The 14,452-nt window shown below is 57.5% G+C and carries 19 protein-coding genes; 12 read left to right on the top strand and 7 right to left on the bottom strand.

Annotated features, from left to right (window positions below):
* The first annotated feature begins 57 nt into the window (after positions 1 to 57).
* Entirely contained in the window at positions 58 to 630 is a 573-nt protein-coding gene (locus tag HF945_RS14815; RefSeq protein WP_290523336.1) for a DUF3365 domain-containing protein, read from the top strand.
* Positions 631 to 1,238: 608 nt separating this feature from the next.
* On the opposite strand, the gene HF945_RS14810 is transcribed toward HF945_RS14815, so the two are convergent.
* Positions 1,239 to 1,445 (bottom strand): cold-shock protein, encoded by a 207-nt coding sequence (locus HF945_RS14810; protein WP_035235160.1) that lies wholly within the window; start codon positions 1,443 to 1,445, stop codon positions 1,239 to 1,241.
* Between the two features lie 265 nt (positions 1,446 to 1,710).
* Here HF945_RS14810 and HF945_RS14805 point away from each other — a divergent pair, with 265 nt between their 5' ends.
* From HF945_RS14805 to HF945_RS14795, 3 genes are all read left to right on the top strand, one after another.
* On the top strand, positions 1,711 to 2,079 hold the full coding sequence (locus tag HF945_RS14805; RefSeq protein ID WP_290523335.1) for a DUF202 domain-containing protein: 369 nt from the start codon (positions 1,711 to 1,713) through the stop codon (positions 2,077 to 2,079).
* A gap of 60 nt (positions 2,080 to 2,139) precedes the next feature.
* Positions 2,140 to 2,709: a CoA pyrophosphatase gene (locus HF945_RS14800; protein WP_290523334.1), complete on the top strand. Its 570-nt coding sequence runs from the start codon at positions 2,140 to 2,142 to the stop codon at positions 2,707 to 2,709.
* Between the two features lie 94 nt (positions 2,710 to 2,803).
* Positions 2,804 to 3,403: a lysophospholipid acyltransferase family protein gene (locus tag HF945_RS14795; RefSeq protein ID WP_290523333.1), complete on the top strand. Its 600-nt coding sequence runs from the start codon at positions 2,804 to 2,806 to the stop codon at positions 3,401 to 3,403.
* A gap of 19 nt (positions 3,404 to 3,422) precedes the next feature.
* Here HF945_RS14795 and HF945_RS14790 read toward each other — a convergent pair whose 3' ends face one another.
* Positions 3,423 to 3,851, bottom strand: a complete 429-nt coding sequence (locus tag HF945_RS14790) for a hypothetical protein (protein ID WP_290523332.1) — start codon at positions 3,849 to 3,851, stop codon at positions 3,423 to 3,425.
* Between the two features lie 132 nt (positions 3,852 to 3,983).
* Between HF945_RS14790 and HF945_RS14785 the strand changes: the two genes are divergently transcribed.
* Positions 3,984 to 4,841, top strand: a complete 858-nt coding sequence (locus tag HF945_RS14785) for a PA4780 family RIO1-like protein kinase (RefSeq protein ID WP_290523331.1) — start codon at positions 3,984 to 3,986, stop codon at positions 4,839 to 4,841.
* Positions 4,842 to 5,224: 383 nt separating this feature from the next.
* Complete coding sequence (locus HF945_RS14780) at positions 5,225 to 5,536, top strand: hypothetical protein (protein ID WP_290523330.1); 312 nt, start codon at positions 5,225 to 5,227, stop codon at positions 5,534 to 5,536.
* A gap of 670 nt (positions 5,537 to 6,206) precedes the next feature.
* Here HF945_RS14780 and HF945_RS14775 read toward each other — a convergent pair.
* A complete protein-coding gene (locus tag HF945_RS14775; protein WP_290523329.1) occupies positions 6,207 to 6,965 on the bottom strand; it encodes an outer membrane beta-barrel protein in 759 nt (252 codons plus the stop codon).
* A gap of 193 nt (positions 6,966 to 7,158) precedes the next feature.
* On the opposite strand from HF945_RS14775, the gene HF945_RS17395 reads away from it, so the two are divergent.
* Positions 7,159 to 7,512 carry a DUF6559 family protein gene (locus HF945_RS17395; RefSeq protein ID WP_366492143.1) on the top strand — a complete coding sequence of 118 codons (354 nt, stop codon included), beginning with the start codon at positions 7,159 to 7,161 and terminating at the stop codon, positions 7,510 to 7,512.
* Between the two features lie 71 nt (positions 7,513 to 7,583).
* Here the strand turns inward: HF945_RS17395 and HF945_RS14770 are convergent, their stop codons facing one another.
* The 3 genes from HF945_RS14770 to HF945_RS14760 form a co-directional block, all read right to left on the bottom strand.
* On the bottom strand, positions 7,584 to 7,985 hold the full coding sequence (locus HF945_RS14770) for a GFA family protein (protein ID WP_246972338.1): 402 nt from the start codon (positions 7,983 to 7,985) through the stop codon (positions 7,584 to 7,586).
* Positions 7,986 to 8,046: 61 nt separating this feature from the next.
* The gene (locus HF945_RS14765; RefSeq protein WP_290523328.1) at positions 8,047 to 8,424 is read right to left on the bottom strand and encodes a hypothetical protein; all 378 of its coding nucleotides are present in this window, start codon (positions 8,422 to 8,424) and stop codon (positions 8,047 to 8,049) included.
* A 13-nt stretch (positions 8,425 to 8,437) separates the two neighbouring features.
* Complete coding sequence (locus HF945_RS14760) at positions 8,438 to 9,031, bottom strand: NAD(P)H-dependent oxidoreductase (RefSeq protein WP_290523327.1); 594 nt, start codon at positions 9,029 to 9,031, stop codon at positions 8,438 to 8,440.
* Positions 9,032 to 9,162: 131 nt separating this feature from the next.
* Between HF945_RS14760 and HF945_RS14755 the strand changes: the two genes are divergently transcribed.
* The 5 genes from HF945_RS14755 (at position 9,163) to HF945_RS14735 (ending at position 11,276) form a co-directional block, all read left to right on the top strand.
* A complete protein-coding gene (locus HF945_RS14755; RefSeq protein ID WP_246972331.1) occupies positions 9,163 to 9,522 on the top strand; it encodes a helix-turn-helix domain-containing protein in 360 nt (119 codons plus the stop codon).
* Between the two features lie 280 nt (positions 9,523 to 9,802).
* A complete protein-coding gene (locus HF945_RS14750) occupies positions 9,803 to 10,105 on the top strand; it encodes a type II toxin-antitoxin system RelE/ParE family toxin (RefSeq protein WP_290523326.1) in 303 nt (100 codons plus the stop codon).
* Positions 10,092 to 10,376 carry a Fis family transcriptional regulator gene (locus HF945_RS14745; protein WP_290523325.1) on the top strand — a complete coding sequence of 95 codons (285 nt, stop codon included), beginning with the start codon at positions 10,092 to 10,094 and terminating at the stop codon, positions 10,374 to 10,376. The genes HF945_RS14750 and HF945_RS14745 overlap by 14 nt, the downstream gene beginning before the upstream one ends.
* A gap of 62 nt (positions 10,377 to 10,438) precedes the next feature.
* Positions 10,439 to 10,876, top strand: a complete 438-nt coding sequence (locus HF945_RS14740; RefSeq protein ID WP_290523324.1) for a tetratricopeptide repeat protein — start codon at positions 10,439 to 10,441, stop codon at positions 10,874 to 10,876.
* A complete protein-coding gene (locus HF945_RS14735) occupies positions 10,869 to 11,276 on the top strand; it encodes a hypothetical protein (RefSeq protein WP_290523323.1) in 408 nt (135 codons plus the stop codon). Before HF945_RS14740 ends, HF945_RS14735 begins: the two co-directional genes overlap by 8 nt.
* A gap of 90 nt (positions 11,277 to 11,366) precedes the next feature.
* On the opposite strand, the gene polA is transcribed toward HF945_RS14735, so the two are convergent.
* Entirely contained in the window at positions 11,367 to 14,135 is a 2,769-nt protein-coding gene (gene polA, locus HF945_RS14730) for a DNA polymerase I (RefSeq protein WP_290523322.1), read from the bottom strand.
* Positions 14,136 to 14,452: the final 317 nt, after the last annotated feature.

Raw genomic sequence — 14,452 nt, 5'->3', positions numbered from 1 at the left:
CAAATTGACGCCGGCGGCCTCAGTGGACCGGCCAGCTGACAATGAAAGGAGCATGTGATGAAACGGACTCTGTTGACTGGACTGGCACTGGTGCTCACAGCGGGACTGGCGGTTGCTGATGCGCAATCTGACCAGGCGGGGGCACGCCAGGCCAGCATGGCGCTGGGGGGCGCGTTGAAGCAGGCTCTGATGTCTGCCATGAAAGAAGGTGGGCCGCTGGCCGCCATTGAGGTGTGCAACCTGTCCGCCATGCCGATTACCGATCAGGTCAGCGAGCAGGGCCCCTGGACCGTGGCGCGTACCAGCCTGAAGGTGCGTAATCCGGCCAATACGCCGGATGCCTGGGAGCGAGAACAGTTGCTGTGGTTCCAGAAGCAACTGGACGCCGGGGTCGAGCCGGGTTCGCTGGAAGTACTGCACACAGAAAACCTTGATGGCCAACCGGTGCAACGCTATATGAAGGCGATCATGGTGGAAGGGCCCTGCCTGGCTTGCCACGGCAGAGCACTTTCAGCCCCGGTGGTACAGGCACTGGAGGATCGCTACCCGCAAGATCAGGCAAGGGGTTATCAGGCGGGTGAGCTGCGAGGGGCCTTCACCCTGGAGAGACCCATGCCAAAGGCGCCGTAGCCCAGCCCCGAGAGGCGAGCTACAAGCCGCAAGCTACAAGCTACAACGCGAAAGAGGTGAGTCGTTTTCCGGGCTGGCCGTGCCCGCGATTCGTGGGCTGTTTTCGCCCAACATGTTGCCTCTCCTGCAAAACAGCTATCCGGCTTCCGGGGCTGGCGTCCCTTGTGGGAGATTCAGCTTGCTGAACGAAGGTTTTCAAGGCAGGACGACAAAGCGCGGGCACGGCTCACTGCTGTGCCACATTTTTAGCCGCCCCCCCCTTTGGGACAGGAGTTCCTTCCTTTGTGGGAGCTTGCTTGCAAGCGAATTCCGCCCTTGCGAACACGTCTTCGCCTACAAGCAAGCCCCTACCCAGGAAGAATCTACGGAGGCTGGGGGGCGACATCTGAAAATGGGCTCGCCGCCAATTCATGTCTTCATATCACGAAAGACCCTGCCGGAATGTCAGCCCCTGCAGAACTCAGTCAAGCAGATACAAACTGTGGGACAGCAGTGGGGCAGGGCTTGGCGTTACGGGAAGCCCTGTTTCGCGTTGTAGCTTGTAGCTTGAGGCTTGCAGCAGGCACAAAAAAGGCGCCATGAGGCGCCTTTTTTACTGGAACTATCGTTTACAGAGCAACGATGTTCTCAGCCTGCGGGCCTTTCGGGCCCTGAGTCACGGTGAACTCAACAGCCTGACCTTCGGCCAGGGTTTTGAAGCCAGAGCCTTGAATGGCGCTGAAGTGAGCGAAAACGTCCGGGCCGTTTTCCTGCTCCAGGAAACCAAAACCTTTTGCTTCGTTGAACCACTTAACGGTGCCTTTAACAGTAGACATAACACTATCCTGTAAAATGAAGTTTTGCCCAGAGGGCGGGTGTAGCTGAAAAACGGGAACTTGGACTTCGGAACTGCAGGACGAGTTATACAACAACGAAATGGAGTCGTGATTCAAGCGCGATCTTTTAGCTGACGCGCAAGTTATAGGGATTCGACCAGTCTGTCCATCGAAATCGTGATAATTCAGATGGTCGGTAACGTCTGGCAGGATGTGGAGAGCCCCGAGCTTCGCTATTCTGGAGGAGGACAACAAAGGAAAGCCCATGTCAGAAGAAAAAGATCCGCGAGTCCTGTTTGCCGCCGAGCGCACGCTGCTGGCCTGGAATCGCACCAGTATCGCCCTGATTGCGTTCGGTTTTCTGGTTGAGCGTTCCGGCATGTTGATGCGGATGTTGTCCCCTGAGCCCCCGGCGCCCCTGTCCCAATGGGTTACCGTGATGGTCGGGCTGTTGTTCATCCTGATCGGGGCAGGCGTGGCGGTGTTCGCCTCGCGCCAGTACAGCAGGCTGCTGGCGACGCTCAAGCCCTCAGACTTTCCGGATGGCTATGCGGCCCGCTGGGGTATCGCCGTGAATATGGGGGTGGCCCTGCTGGGGCTGCTGCTGGCAGGCGTCATTTTTATGGCCCGTTAGGGTTGCCGGTGTTGGCTGCCTGGCTGATAGGCTTATCATGAACACCCACAGGAAATGCCCTTGTCCCTTCGTGCCTGGTTAAGTAAAGCGCGGCCGCAGAAGCTGCCCTTCCGGCGTCGCGTCACCCGCGCCGCGGTGGCGCTGATTGAGCGTGAGGGTCGCGACGGCCGGGAGCTGTTCTTCATTCAGCGCGCCAGGCGCAAGGGCGATCCCTGGTCTGGAGACATGGCCTTTCCGGGCGGGCGCTTGCAGCAGGGTGACCAATCCAGCAGGGATACCGCCATGCGTGAAACCCTGGAGGAAACCGGGCTGGACCTTTACCGTGCTGGTGCCTATCAGGGCAGGCTTTCCGATCTGTTAACCCGCCACCACAGCCGTTGGCGCCCCATGGTGGTAACCCCTCACGTATTCACATGGCAGGGTGATGACACTCTCACCCTTAACCACGAAGCCCGCCGGGGGGTGTGGATTCCAATGGCGTATCTTGCCGACCCGGTCCATCAATCCCGATTGCCAATTGCTACCCCGCTGGGGACGTTGACGTTCCCGTGTTGTCATTATCAGGAGTACTGCATCTGGGGGCTGAGCTACAGCATGATGCGGGAGCGGTTGTCCAGCGCCGGGATATGACCCCGCCTCGGACGGCAATTTCCGGCAACACTTTCCCCCAATGCGTAACGTCTGTCTGGCCGGTACACTGCCACCCCTTTGCATAGGGGAAATCATGCAGGCATCAGAGAACGCCGCGGGCCGCAGACCATTGGCCCAGATCATCGCTCAGACGCTGTTGCGACTGACCGGCTGGAAGGCCGGTCCCTTCCCGGATATTGATCGTGCCGTGATTGCCGGTGGTCCGCATACCTCCAACTGGGATGGGGTCATTGCCCTGGTCAGCCGGTCTGCCCTGCAGAAAGACGTGAACATCATGATCAAGCACAGCCTGTTCAAGGGGCCGCTGGGCTGGCTGTTGCGCAAGCTCGGCGCCATGCCCATCGAGCGGGCCCGCGCCGGCGGTGTAGTGACCCAGACAGTAGCCCAGTTCAAGAAGCGCGACCGGCTACTGATTGCCGTCACCCCGGAGGGGACCCGCAGTAATGCGGAGGAATGGAAGCTGGGTTTCTATCACATCGCCAAGCGCGCCAACGTGCCGATCATCCTGGCCCTGGCCGATTACCAGAAAAAGACCTTCACCTTCCCGGTGGTGATTTATCCCTCCGATGACATGGAGGCGGATCTGCAGGAAATCTACCAGCACTTCGCCACAGCCACCCCGCGCCATCCGGACAGGCTGTCTTTGCCGGTGCAAGCCCTCTACAGGCCTTGAAGTGCCTGAGCGGCAAGGATCAGTCGCGAATCACCTGGCCACGGCAGGGATAATGCTGGTCTAGCCTTACCTTGCCGGCGGCTGCCTCAATGCCCTTGCGGGTGGCCATGTTTTTCTGGAAGAGGCCGGCCCTGGAGTAGGCGCTGCCCTGTTTCACTCGCAGCAACGTGCCATTATTCCCCAGACTGAAGAAAAAGGTGCTGCTGCCCGAGTTGGGGGGGCAGGAGGTTCTGCCGCTGTTCTTCGGGTAATAAAGGATGGGCTCCCCCTCCTTGACCATTACAAAGCGATAATTCTCTGGTGTACGGGCTGCATAGCCGTAATATCCATCTTCCAGCGCGGTTTCCAGATGGTAGCTGAGAGGCTCATCAGCGAGGGCGTGACTGCCGGCAAACAGGCCCAATCCAGCCAGCGGCGCCAGGGCGAAAATCTTCAAAAGTTTACTCATGGATCAGATACTCTTGGCGAATGAGGGTGAACCAGTATCATTGGGCACGTAAACGCTGTCATACCCCATTTGAGGGGATTGCGGTGACAACCGGGCCAAAGCTCAATCACATTAACGGTAACCAAGGAGCCCATGAAAACCCCAAAACGCCTCCAGCCCCTGGTCGACGATGGTCTTGTCGACGAAGTCCTCAGCCGCCTGATGAGCGGTAAGGAAGCGGACGTCTTTGTGGTGCGTTGTGGGGATGAGGTGCGTTGTGCCAAGGTCTACAAGGAAGCCATGCAGCGTAGCTTCAAGAAGGCCGCCCAGTATCAGGAAGGCCGCAAGGTAAGAAACTCCCGCCGTGCCCGTGCCATGGAAAAGGGTTCCAAATTCGGCCGCGAGCAGCAGGAAAAAGTCTGGCAGAGCGCCGAGGTGGAGGCCCTGCGTCGCCTTGCCGATGCGGGCGTGCGGGTGCCACGTACCTACGGCATGTTGGAAGGCGTGCTGCTGATGGAGCTGGTCACTGATGAGCATGGTGATGTGGCGCCGCGTCTCGGCGAAGTGGTTATGGAGGCCGAACAGGCCCGCGAAGATCACCGCCTGATGATCCGCTACATCGTGCGCATGCTGTGCGCCGGCCTGATCCACGGCGATCTGTCCGAATTCAATGTGCTGGTGGATGAAGACGGCCCGGTGATTATCGACCTGCCCCAGGCGGTGGATGCCGCTGCCAACAACAACGCCCGCGCCATGCTCGAGCGCGACGTGAACAACATGCGTCGTTACTACTCCCTGTTCGCCCCGGAGCTGGCTGAGACGAATTACGCCAAGGAAATCTGGGATCTCTACGAAGGCGGCGAACTGCATCCCCATGTGGAGCTCAGTGGCGATGCCGAAGAAGATACCCATGAAGCGGACGTGGACGACGTGCTGGCGGAGATCAAGGCCGCCTTCGAGGAAGAAGAGGCGCGCAAGCGCCGCATGAACCCCTCCGAACAAACCGACTAATCACGGCATATCGTTTTTTTTGTGGGAGCTTGCTTGCAAGCGAAGCTCCCTGCCCATGCCTTGTCAGTTTACCTGCAGAATCTCAAAACCTGACCAACGGTACAAATGCCCAATTAAACAACCTAAGGCATTGTGTTTCCTGTCAATCTGAATAACCGACGAATGGTGAGCAGGGTGTCTGAACAGTCGAAGTCCTACGTGATGTAAGAAATGGCGTACAACGATTGGGGAGGAGATTGACTAGTATTATCTGGCGATCAGGTTCGGGGCGCCAGGGAAGGGTCCATGGCAGGAACGAGGGCTTGGTCGCGGGGGGTCGTCCGGAGAGGGACTCCAGGCACGGTTCAGAACAATCAGGATGAGTGAAAGCACAGGGAGTGCCTATGCGCCGGTTAATGTTTGTTGCAGTGGTGGGGTTCTTGTCCATGGGCGGTGCCGCCCAGGGGGAGAGTGTTGCGCTGACTAAAATCGTCGACAACTGTGTCGCTGAAACCCTGAATTATCAGCAGGACGGGCTGAGCGATAAGGAGGCTCGGACACTGCAGACCCGCGTACAGCAGGAATGCAGAATTATTGTTCAGCGTGAGTGTAGCAGCGACGTTCGTCCACTTTGCCAGCATTATTCCGGCATTGAGCTGGCAGGTGTGGAACCGGGCCATTCCGGCAGTGCGGTTCGAGCGGCCTTCAGACCCTGAACCCTGTTGGTGAGCCCTCAAAGGGCTGTTTGCCAGCACTGCTGTCCCACCGTTTCCCTCAGGTCCTGAGGAAGCGGAGGCGCTTTCTCTTGTGGGAGCTCTCTGTGCTCGTCAGGGTATGCTTGCAAGCGAATAGCCCTTGTCGCACCAACATTCGCCTGCAAGCAGGCTCCCACGAGACAGGCATCTGCGAGCGTCAAAATGCGGCGATTAAATCCTGTTCCCCTAAACAGAGAAACCCGCAGGCTTGCCAGCCTGGCGGGTTTCGCACTTCGCTAAGTCAAACTGTGTGACAGCCGTGTGTTTACCACCCCTTTGAGATTCCCGACGATCCTAGGGTGTCGCAGACGTTGAAGTGGATGGCTGGGGCCGTTCCGTTTCCGGCCGTTGCCATTCCAGCGTTGCCCACAGGTGCTTCAGTCGCAGCCAAAGTGGCCCCGGCTTGGCCATGTCCTTAAACAGTGCAATGAACTCATGCAGTGTCAGAGTGATGGGGGTGTAGCTGTGAATCTGGCGAGTGATGCTGTACTCGAGCGGTTGGCAAGAAGCTGGAGGTCAGCCTGGGGTGATCTGGGAAATAGGGAACCTGGCCCTGGTTCGAACGGGAATTACGGTGTTTCGAATCTGGGGCGTGTGCGCAGGCTTGGCCTGCGCACACAAAGCGCGGATCTTAAAACTTGTAAGCCGCACCAATTTGAAGGGTTTGGCTGGTTACATCCACGTCAGCATCAATACCGAAGGACTCGCCGGTTTCCTGTCTCACTGCAGAAACTTCAGCGGTGCCAAGATCTGCGTAACGGTACTCGGCGCGAACGGACAGGTTACTGGACAGGGATTTCTCCACCCCTACAGCCAGAGCCCAGCCAGTGATGTCGTCATCGTCGCTATCAGAACGAGCAGGCGAGCCAGGGTTACAGATTGCTCCATCAGAAGGGCAGTTAGAGCTAACTTCCACTTCGGTGAGAGTGGCGCTCAAGGTGCTGTATGCCAAGGTGGTGGGATTTAGGAGATAGCCACCTTTGACCCCTAACAGGAAGGTGTCATTGACCTCAACTTCAGCTTTTGTCTGGTTGCTTGGGGAGAGAAAGAAACCGGGGATGCTGTTCAGGGAGTCGCTGATGTCGCTGCCCTGGTAGGCCAGTTCAGCACCCAGAATCCAACTGTCGCTGAGGGCCATGTTGTAGCTGCCGAATACGCCATAGGCAAAAGCAGAATCGTCTAATGATTCTGAGGAGTTTGCTCCCGGGGCTGCAACATTGTTGGGGTTGAACGCATCAATGACGAGATCGGTATCCCAGTCCATGGAGGCGTCTTCGTAGCCGAGAGTCACACCCGCCTGGATTCCATTGAAAGGCGAGTCAGCGAAAGAGAGAGCCGGAAGTGCAATAGCAAGGAAAGATGAAGCAATAAGGGTGGATTTTGTTTTCATGGCATTACCTGATGAAAAGTGTGCATACGTTAAGCGTAACGAAAACGCTTCCCCGAACGTAAAGTAGCAGGATTTCAACATTTTGTTATCGCCCATTTGGGTTATTGCTTTCTGTTTAGATAAAGAGGGGGTAAAGGTGTGCGTGTAACCTGTTTCGACCCTATTTGGGAATTCTTAAAATGAGGAAAGGCCGGTGAGAAAAAGAGATTCTGTTATACAAAAGTATCAGCAGCTACTGCCCGATGCGCTTCCGAATCGATATGGCGGCTCGCTGCCGTATTCACCAGCTCAAGTATGCCGAACGGTTAGCGATCTTGGTTTGAATGAACACTACGCCGAGTACGCATGTCTTTTATTCTGTGATGAAAAGGCGCTGGATCCCGCTGTGTTCACGGAAGAAAAACTTTCGGAGATGCGAGAGATTATGGCGTCGGCTCTTGAGAAAGGGTCCAGGTTGGGGCCTGTGGCCGGTCTCTTCGCTATCGCAGTAGGCGGAGCGTTCGATTCCGACTGTGGTGATGGCAGCGGAGGCGGTTGTGGGGAGTGATTGTGGCGAAAGGGATGCGTGTCCCCAAAATCGCTATGTCATTTTGTGATTTTGGGGAGAACGTAAACAGATCATCGTTTAGGCAAGGTGTCGTCGATGTCCACGGTGCGCCGATCATAGAAAAAGTGCGCGTTAGGTTGGCAACTTTCCGGCAGGGTGTCGTGGTGGTTTTTTCGGTAAAGCCATTGCGAAACGATCTTCCAGCCCATGGCGTTGGTGTTGTAGAGCACCTCACCACAGTGCTGGCAGAAAGCGCGGGTCATGTTGCTGGTGGGGGACTGGAATACGGTGAGTGCGTCACTGCCCTTGCTGACACTGACCTGGTCGCCGTCCCAGGCCAGCACGGAATGGTAGGGCACCTGTAGCAGGTTGCGGCAGTCTTCGCAGTGGCAGTGGGCGTGCACTCTGGGGCTGCCGTTGAGGGTGATGACCACCTCACCACAATCACAATGCACCTGATGCTGTTCTGTCATGGTGTGCTCCTTTTTGTTGCGACGATGGCGGGCCCAATGGCCCGCCTACCGGTATTCGTGTTCAGGGTTTCGCTTCCACAATAATGGCCATCACCGGCTCGCTGCCAGTGTTGGTCACCTGGTGCGTCCAGGCCTCGTGCCACATCACATGGCCGTCGGGTACGGTCACGTCCATGGCCTCGCCGCCGGGCAGGCTGATGCGCAGGGACCCGCCCTGCTGAAAATAAACCGTTTCATCACGGTGGTCATGGAGACGGTCGGATTCACCCGGCTCCAGCACCATCTCCAGTACCAGCACCTGATCGTTCTCCAGCAGTACCCGGTAGTGCTCGGGGGAGGTCACATGGGCAGGGCGATGATCCTGCTGGCTGGCGGTGGCACAGGCGCTCAGATTCAGAGCCATGCCCAGTAGCACAATGGCAATCGCAGAGGTCTTCATCAGGGGCACTCCTTCAGGCGGCCGGAAACTGGGTGTCGAGATGCTGTTGGAAACGCACAAAGTCGTTTTCCACCTGGGCATTCTTCATCACGTCGAAGCAGGCGAAGGTGTCCAGTGGTGTCATGCCGAAGAAGCGGAAGTTCATGTGCATGGGGAACAGCAGGTCGTCCACGCTCTTGCCCTGGAACAGGTATTCCTGCGGGTCATCAAAGGCTTCTTCGGGGGCGTTGAAGGTCAGCGAGAGCATGTAGCGCTTGCCGTTCAACGTGCCGCCGGCACCGTAGTTGGCCTTGGGGGCGGCTTCAGCGCGGCCATCGCCATTACACAGCGCCCCGCCCATGCCGGCGGTGTACACCTCGTCCATGTACTTCTTGAACACCCACGGCACCCCCATCCAGTTCACCGGGGTCTGCAGCAGTATCACATCGGCCCACTGGTGATTGGCCAGCTCCTGCTCCACGTCCCAGCCCTTGTCCACCTCCACAATGCGGGTCTGGTGGCCATTGGCCTGGAGCTGTTCGCTGGCCCGTTGCACCAGCGAGGCGTTGAGCCTGCCCTCGGCAAAGGGGTAGTGATGGTGGGCGTTGATGATCAGGATCTTGCTCATTGGGCTCTCCATGAAACAGTAAAGGGGCAGCGGCGGCTGGTTACCAATCTATTTCAGGTATACTATTTACACCTTGTGGCGCGGATCAATTAGTATCCTTTTGGAAACCTGGTGAAAACGGCGGTGAGAAAATGAAAAGTCGCATCGAAACAGATGGTTATGGCCGAAAAAAAGTCATCGATGCCTGCATGGAGCCCTGCGCCATTGAGCGGGGGATGCGCATTATCGGCGGCAAGTGGACCGGATCGCTGATCTACCACCTCAAGGATGGCCCGGTACGCTTCAATGATCTGAACCGCATGTTGGGCGGCGCCACCAAGAAGATGATCGACCAGCGTCTCAAGGAATTGGAAGCCCGCGGCATGGTGCTCCGCACCGTCATCAACGACCGCCCCATTGCCGTGACCTATGAACTCACCGAGCTGGGGCGCAGTGCGCTGGATATCCTGGAGGATTTGCGGTTGTGGTCGGAGAAGTATGATATTCGGTAGGGTGGAATGAGTGCGTGTCCCCTAGTTTCTAGTTTGCCCTGGCAAGCTGGAGGCCAGGCCGTTGCTGGCGGAGGTGAACGGGGCAACGTAGCGCTTCGCTTGATGCCCCCGCTGCAAACTCAGAGGCGCTAATAACCTTCCGTAGCTTGCCTGCAAGCGATGAGCCGGGCAATTCCCCAATTTACGAATAGTACCAATTTTGGTACTATAAAATTCATGAAACGGATTTCAGCATTTTTCTTCGCCACGGGGGGGCTCGGAGCCGGTCAGGGAGTGGCTGGTGAAACTGGGCAATCCGGACAAGCGCACCATCGGAGAAGACATCAAGGCCATCGAGTTTGGCTGGCCCCGGGATTACCACCCGCCAAGTCTGGTGAAGAACCTGGACGGTGCGGTGTGTGAGGTGCGCTCGAATATCAGTGACAAACGAATCGCCCGCGTCCTGTTTGCGGTCATCGGTTCAGAAATGATTCTGCTGCACGGATTTATCAAGAAGAGCCAGAAAACGCCCAAACAGGATCTGGATCTGGCGAAAGACCGATTGAAGCAGTATCAGAGGAGTCATCGACATGGCAAAGAATAAACATCGAGGCAGCAGCTTCGACAGCTTCCTTGACGATGAAGGTATGCTGGATGAAGTGGAGGCCATCGCCATCAAGCGGGTGCTAGCGTCTGAAGTCGCGGCCTACCTCGTCGCCAATGACGTGCGTAAAGCGGCGTTCGCCAAGCGCATTCATACCAGCCGTTCTCAGCTGGATCGGCTGCTGGATGCCGAGAACCCCAGCGTAACCTTGCAAACCATGGTCAAGGCGGCACGGGGAATCGGCAAGAAGCTGGAAGTCAGTCTGGGCTGAAGGAAATAGAAGGCCTGGCGCTGGTTTCCTTATGTCCGCCTTTGCTTTTTGATGGATAGAAAATGATTAACACCAAGTTATACAAGGCTGTTTACGGCCTGGCTGAGAAGCTGATGGAGGCGGACCGAAAAGGTAACAAGGCGGAATTTGATTCGCTGTATTGCCAGCTCAAAGCCATTTGCACGGATAACGAAAACACTCAGAAAGACCACCCCGAGCAATGGGAAACGCTGGCTGATTTCACCGAAGGTTTCGATTCTGCGCTGGCGCTGTATGAAAAAGCCATAGCAAAGGCACAGGCGATCAATGCCAAAGATCATCTTGCCTCCATCGGCTTGTCCATGGCCAGGCTGCAGGCAGAACTGGGACAAACCCAGGCGGCGATCAGTAGTCTTGAAGCGGCAAAGGTGAACGCGAACAAGCTGGAAGATAAGGAACTGAAAGCGGAAATTGATGCGTTGCTTGAGCGGTTGATGGAAGGAAGAAGCAGTTATGGATAACGAAAAAAACGTCTACGAAGTTTCTGAAGTGGTAGAGAGCCAACAGCCCGATATTCCTGATGGCTGGGCTTATGACATCTATAAAGTTGAAGGTGTTGAATGGATAGTGGCCTATTCTTCGTCGTCTGAAACCAAGATTCTCTATGTCGACGGAGTCAGGGTGTCAGAGTCCGAGGGTGATAATTTTTCATTTGAAGTCCATGGTGAATCTGTGGATGTCGAACGGCGGTTGGGATATGGATTTTACGAGCTGGACATTGTTCGTGCTGGAGAGTCGATTGCCCCAGTGAAGCCCAAGAGGACAAAGGTAAAAGGAAAAAAAGCCAATATCATGATAGCGGTTTATATGCTGTTTGCTCTTTGGGCCTGGTTTAGCTTCAAGGACACACTGTTTGGTTGAAGTTGTTCCAGAGTCAGGCCTGTGAGGGCCGCGCGAACGCCGGCCCTCAGCATGCTGCGTGAAGCGTGTTGCGTGCAGCGTCTCTCTTAATCAATGCGCCTCATCCCAATTCTCCCCAATCCCCGCATCCACAATCAACGGCACCTTCAATTCCGCCGCTGACTCCATGCGCTCCTTCACTTCCTTGACCAGATCTTCCACCTGATCTTCCGCCACTTCAAACACCAGTTCATCGTGCACCTGCATGATCATCTTGGCGTCGAAGTGGGTGGTGTCGAGCCAGTCGTGGACCTTGATCATGGCCATCTTGATGATGTCCGCTGCGGTGCCTTGCATGGGGGCGTTGATGGCGGTGCGTTCGGCGGCCTGGCGGCGTTGGCCGTTGCTGCTGCGGATTTCCGGCAGGTAGAGGCGACGGCCGAACAGGGTTTCCACGTAGCCTTGCTCCGAGGCCTGGGCGCGGGTTTCTTCCATGTAGCGTTTTACGCCCGGGTAGCGTTCGAAGTAGAGGTCGATGTAGTCCTGCGCTTCCTTGCGCGGCAGGCCCAGTTGTTTGGCCAGGCCAAAGGCGCTCATGCCGTAGATCAGGCCGAAGTTGATGGCCTTGGCGTTGCGACGGTCGTTGTCGCTGACTTCTTCCAGGCTTTTGCCCCACACTTCGGCGGCGGTGGCGCGGTGAATATCCAGGCCTTTTTCGAAGGCGTCGGTGAGGCCCTTGTCGCCGCTCAGGTGCGCCATGATGCGCAGTTCGATTTGGGAGTAATCGCAGGCGACGATCTTTTTGCCTTTGGGAGCGAGAAACGCCTGGCGAATCTTGCGGCCTTCTTCACTGCGCACCGGAATGTTCTGCAGGTTGGGATCGCTGGAGGACAGGCGCCCGGTGGCGGCCACCGCCTGGTGATAGGACGTGTGCACGCGGCCGGTGCGCGGGTTGATCAGCTCCGGCAGTTTGTCGGTGTAGGTGTTCTTCAGTTTGGCCACGCCACGGTAATCCATGATTACCTGGGGCAGGGGGTATTCCAGGGCCAGTTCCTGCAGCACCGGTTCGGCGGTTGAGGGCGCGCCTTTTGGCGTCTTTTTGATGACAGGGATTTCCAGCTTTTCGTAGAGGATTTCACCCAGCTGTTTGGGGCTGGCCAGGTTGAATTCCTGCCCGGCGATCTCGAAAGCCTTTTCCTGCAGTTCCGCCATGCGCTTGGCCAGGAACTGGCTCTGGTGCTTGAGCAGGGTGGCGTCCACGTAGGTGCCGTTGCGCTCGATGCGGCTGAGTACGGTGACTAGCGGCAGTTCGATGTCACGGAACACGTCTGGCAGGCGGCCTTCCTTTTCCAGTTTGGGCCACAGGGTCTGGTGCAGGCGCAGGGTCACGTCCGCATCTTCGGCGGCGTAGCGGCTGGCTTCGTGCAGGCCCACCTGGTTGAAGGTGAGCTGCTTGGCGCCCTTGCCGGCGATCTCTTCAAAGCTGATGGTCTTGCGGCCCAGGTATTTCAGGGCCAGGGAGTCCATGTCGTGGCGGGTGGCCACGGAATCCAGCACGTAGGATTCCAGCATGGTGTCGTAGGCCACGCCGCGCAGGGTGATGCCCACATCTTCGGCCAGTACGCTCATGTCGTACTTCAGGTTCTGGCCGATCTTCTTGATGTTGTCGTCTTCCAGCAGCGGTCTGAAGGCGTCCATCACTAGTTCTTTGTCGAGCTGGTCTGGCGCACCGGGGTAGTTGTGGCCGAAGGGGATGTAGGCGGCCTTGTCATCCACGGCCACACAGAAGCCCACCAGTTCGGCGTTCATGTAGTTGAGGCTGGTGGTTTCGGTGTCGAAGGAAAATTCCCCGGCACTTTTCAGTTTGCCGACCCACTTGTCCAGCTGGGCCTGGGTGTAGACGATGTCGTAGGCGTCGCGGCCGAAGGCGGGGGCTTCGGGCGCATCGTCATCGGCGTCCATGTCCACGTCTTTGCCGGCGTCTTCGGCCACCGGGTCCTTGCCGCCCAGCAGCTCCTTGAGCCAGCCCTTGAATTCCAGGGTGCGGTAGTACTCGGCCAGCTTCTCGGCGTCCGGGGTCTGCAGTTTCAGGTCGTCCTGGTCTTCGCTGAGTTCGCAGTCCAGCTTGATGGTGGCCAGTTTGTAGGAGAGGAAGGCCTGCTCCTTGTGGGCTTCCAGCTTCTTGCCCAGGGTCTTGGCGCCGCGGAAACTGAGCTCGGCCACCTTGTCCAGGTTCTGGTAGATGGTTTCCAGCGAGCCCAGGCCCTGGATCAGGCCCAGGGCGGTCTTCTCGCCCACGCCGGGCACGCCGGGGATGTTGTCCACCTTGTCGCCCATGAGGGCGAGGAAGTCGATGATCAGCTCCGGGCCCACGCCGAACTTCTTGATCACGCCGTCGATGTCGTAGAGGGCGTCGTTCATGGTGTTGATCAGGGTGACCTTGTCGTTGACCAGCTGGGCCATGTCCTTGTCGCCGGTGGAGATCAGCACCGGTTTGCCCTGTTCACCGAAGATGCGCGCGAAGGTGCCGATCACGTCGTCCGCTTCCACCCCTTCTTCGATGATCAGCGGCAGGCCCATGGCACGGATCAGGTCGTGCAGGGGCTGTACTTGGGCGCGCAGGTCGTCGGGCATGGGCGGGCGGTTGGATTTGTATTCCTCGAACAGTTCATCGCGGAAGGTCTTGCCCTTGGCGTCGAAGATCACCGCCATGTATTCCGGCTCGTAGTCCTTCATCAGCTTGCGCAGCATGGCCGCCACCCCACGCACCGCCCCGGTGGGTTGGCCGCTGGAGGTGGTAAGCGGCGGCAGGGCGTGAAAGGCGCGGTACAGGTAGGAGGAGCCATCGACGAGGATGATGGGTTTTTCGGCTGCGGACATGGTGTTCGGCTTCTGCTGATGAGTGAGTGGGGAGAGTGTAGCGGAAATGGCGGGATTCGGCAGGGCGGGGGGAGGCGAGTTGAAAGTTTAAAGTTGAAAGTTCAAAAGCGCGGGAGAGGCTCTCATGGCGTTCATGGGGTGTGCCCGCGCCATTACCGGTGATCGCGGAGAGGGGTGGGCAATCCCCTCGGCCTGGAGCCGCGTTTCAACTTTAAACTTTGAACTTTCAACTCGCCCCTGTCCCGTATCGCGCCCGCCGCCCGCCCATGGCATACTCGGTGTCCCTTTCCATTAATACGGATGCCATGACCGCTTCT

It is taken from the genome of Alcanivorax sp. (assembly GCF_017794965.1).
In the GTDB taxonomy this organism is placed as follows: domain Bacteria; phylum Pseudomonadota; class Gammaproteobacteria; order Pseudomonadales; family Alcanivoracaceae; genus Alcanivorax.
The sequence above is the reverse complement of the archived record's forward strand: the minus strand, read 5'-3'. Positions and strand labels throughout refer to the sequence as shown.

Excerpts from the sequence above, each read along its gene's own strand:
- HF945_RS14735 (WP_290523323.1), top strand. The coding sequence starts at position 10,869 with ATGGATAACGAAAAAAACGTCTACGAAGTTTCTGAAGTGGTAGAGAGC.
- HF945_RS14745 (WP_290523325.1), top strand. The coding sequence starts at position 10,092 with ATGGCAAAGAATAAACATCGAGGCAGCAGCTTCGACAGCTTCCTTGAC.
- polA (WP_290523322.1), bottom strand. The coding sequence starts at position 14,135 with ATGTCCGCAGCCGAAAAACCCATCATCCTCGTCGATGGCTCCTCCTAC.
- HF945_RS14775 (WP_290523329.1), bottom strand. The coding sequence starts at position 6,965 with ATGAAAACAAAATCCACCCTTATTGCTTCATCTTTCCTTGCTATTGCA.
- HF945_RS14760 (WP_290523327.1), bottom strand. The coding sequence starts at position 9,031 with ATGAGCAAGATCCTGATCATCAACGCCCACCATCACTACCCCTTTGCC.
- HF945_RS14805 (WP_290523335.1), top strand. The coding sequence starts at position 1,711 with ATGTCAGAAGAAAAAGATCCGCGAGTCCTGTTTGCCGCCGAGCGCACG.
- HF945_RS14780 (WP_290523330.1), top strand. The coding sequence starts at position 5,225 with ATGCGCCGGTTAATGTTTGTTGCAGTGGTGGGGTTCTTGTCCATGGGC.
- HF945_RS14795 (WP_290523333.1), top strand. The coding sequence starts at position 2,804 with ATGCAGGCATCAGAGAACGCCGCGGGCCGCAGACCATTGGCCCAGATC.
- HF945_RS14740 (WP_290523324.1), top strand. The coding sequence starts at position 10,439 with ATGATTAACACCAAGTTATACAAGGCTGTTTACGGCCTGGCTGAGAAG.
- HF945_RS14785 (WP_290523331.1), top strand. The coding sequence starts at position 3,984 with ATGAAAACCCCAAAACGCCTCCAGCCCCTGGTCGACGATGGTCTTGTC.
- HF945_RS14810 (WP_035235160.1), bottom strand. The coding sequence starts at position 1,445 with ATGTCTACTGTTAAAGGCACCGTTAAGTGGTTCAACGAAGCAAAAGGT.
- HF945_RS14755 (WP_246972331.1), top strand. The coding sequence starts at position 9,163 with ATGAAAAGTCGCATCGAAACAGATGGTTATGGCCGAAAAAAAGTCATC.
- HF945_RS14765 (WP_290523328.1), bottom strand. The coding sequence starts at position 8,424 with ATGAAGACCTCTGCGATTGCCATTGTGCTACTGGGCATGGCTCTGAAT.
- HF945_RS14790 (WP_290523332.1), bottom strand. The coding sequence starts at position 3,851 with ATGAGTAAACTTTTGAAGATTTTCGCCCTGGCGCCGCTGGCTGGATTG.
- HF945_RS14770 (WP_246972338.1), bottom strand. The coding sequence starts at position 7,985 with ATGACAGAACAGCATCAGGTGCATTGTGATTGTGGTGAGGTGGTCATC.
- HF945_RS14815 (WP_290523336.1), top strand. The coding sequence starts at position 58 with ATGAAACGGACTCTGTTGACTGGACTGGCACTGGTGCTCACAGCGGGA.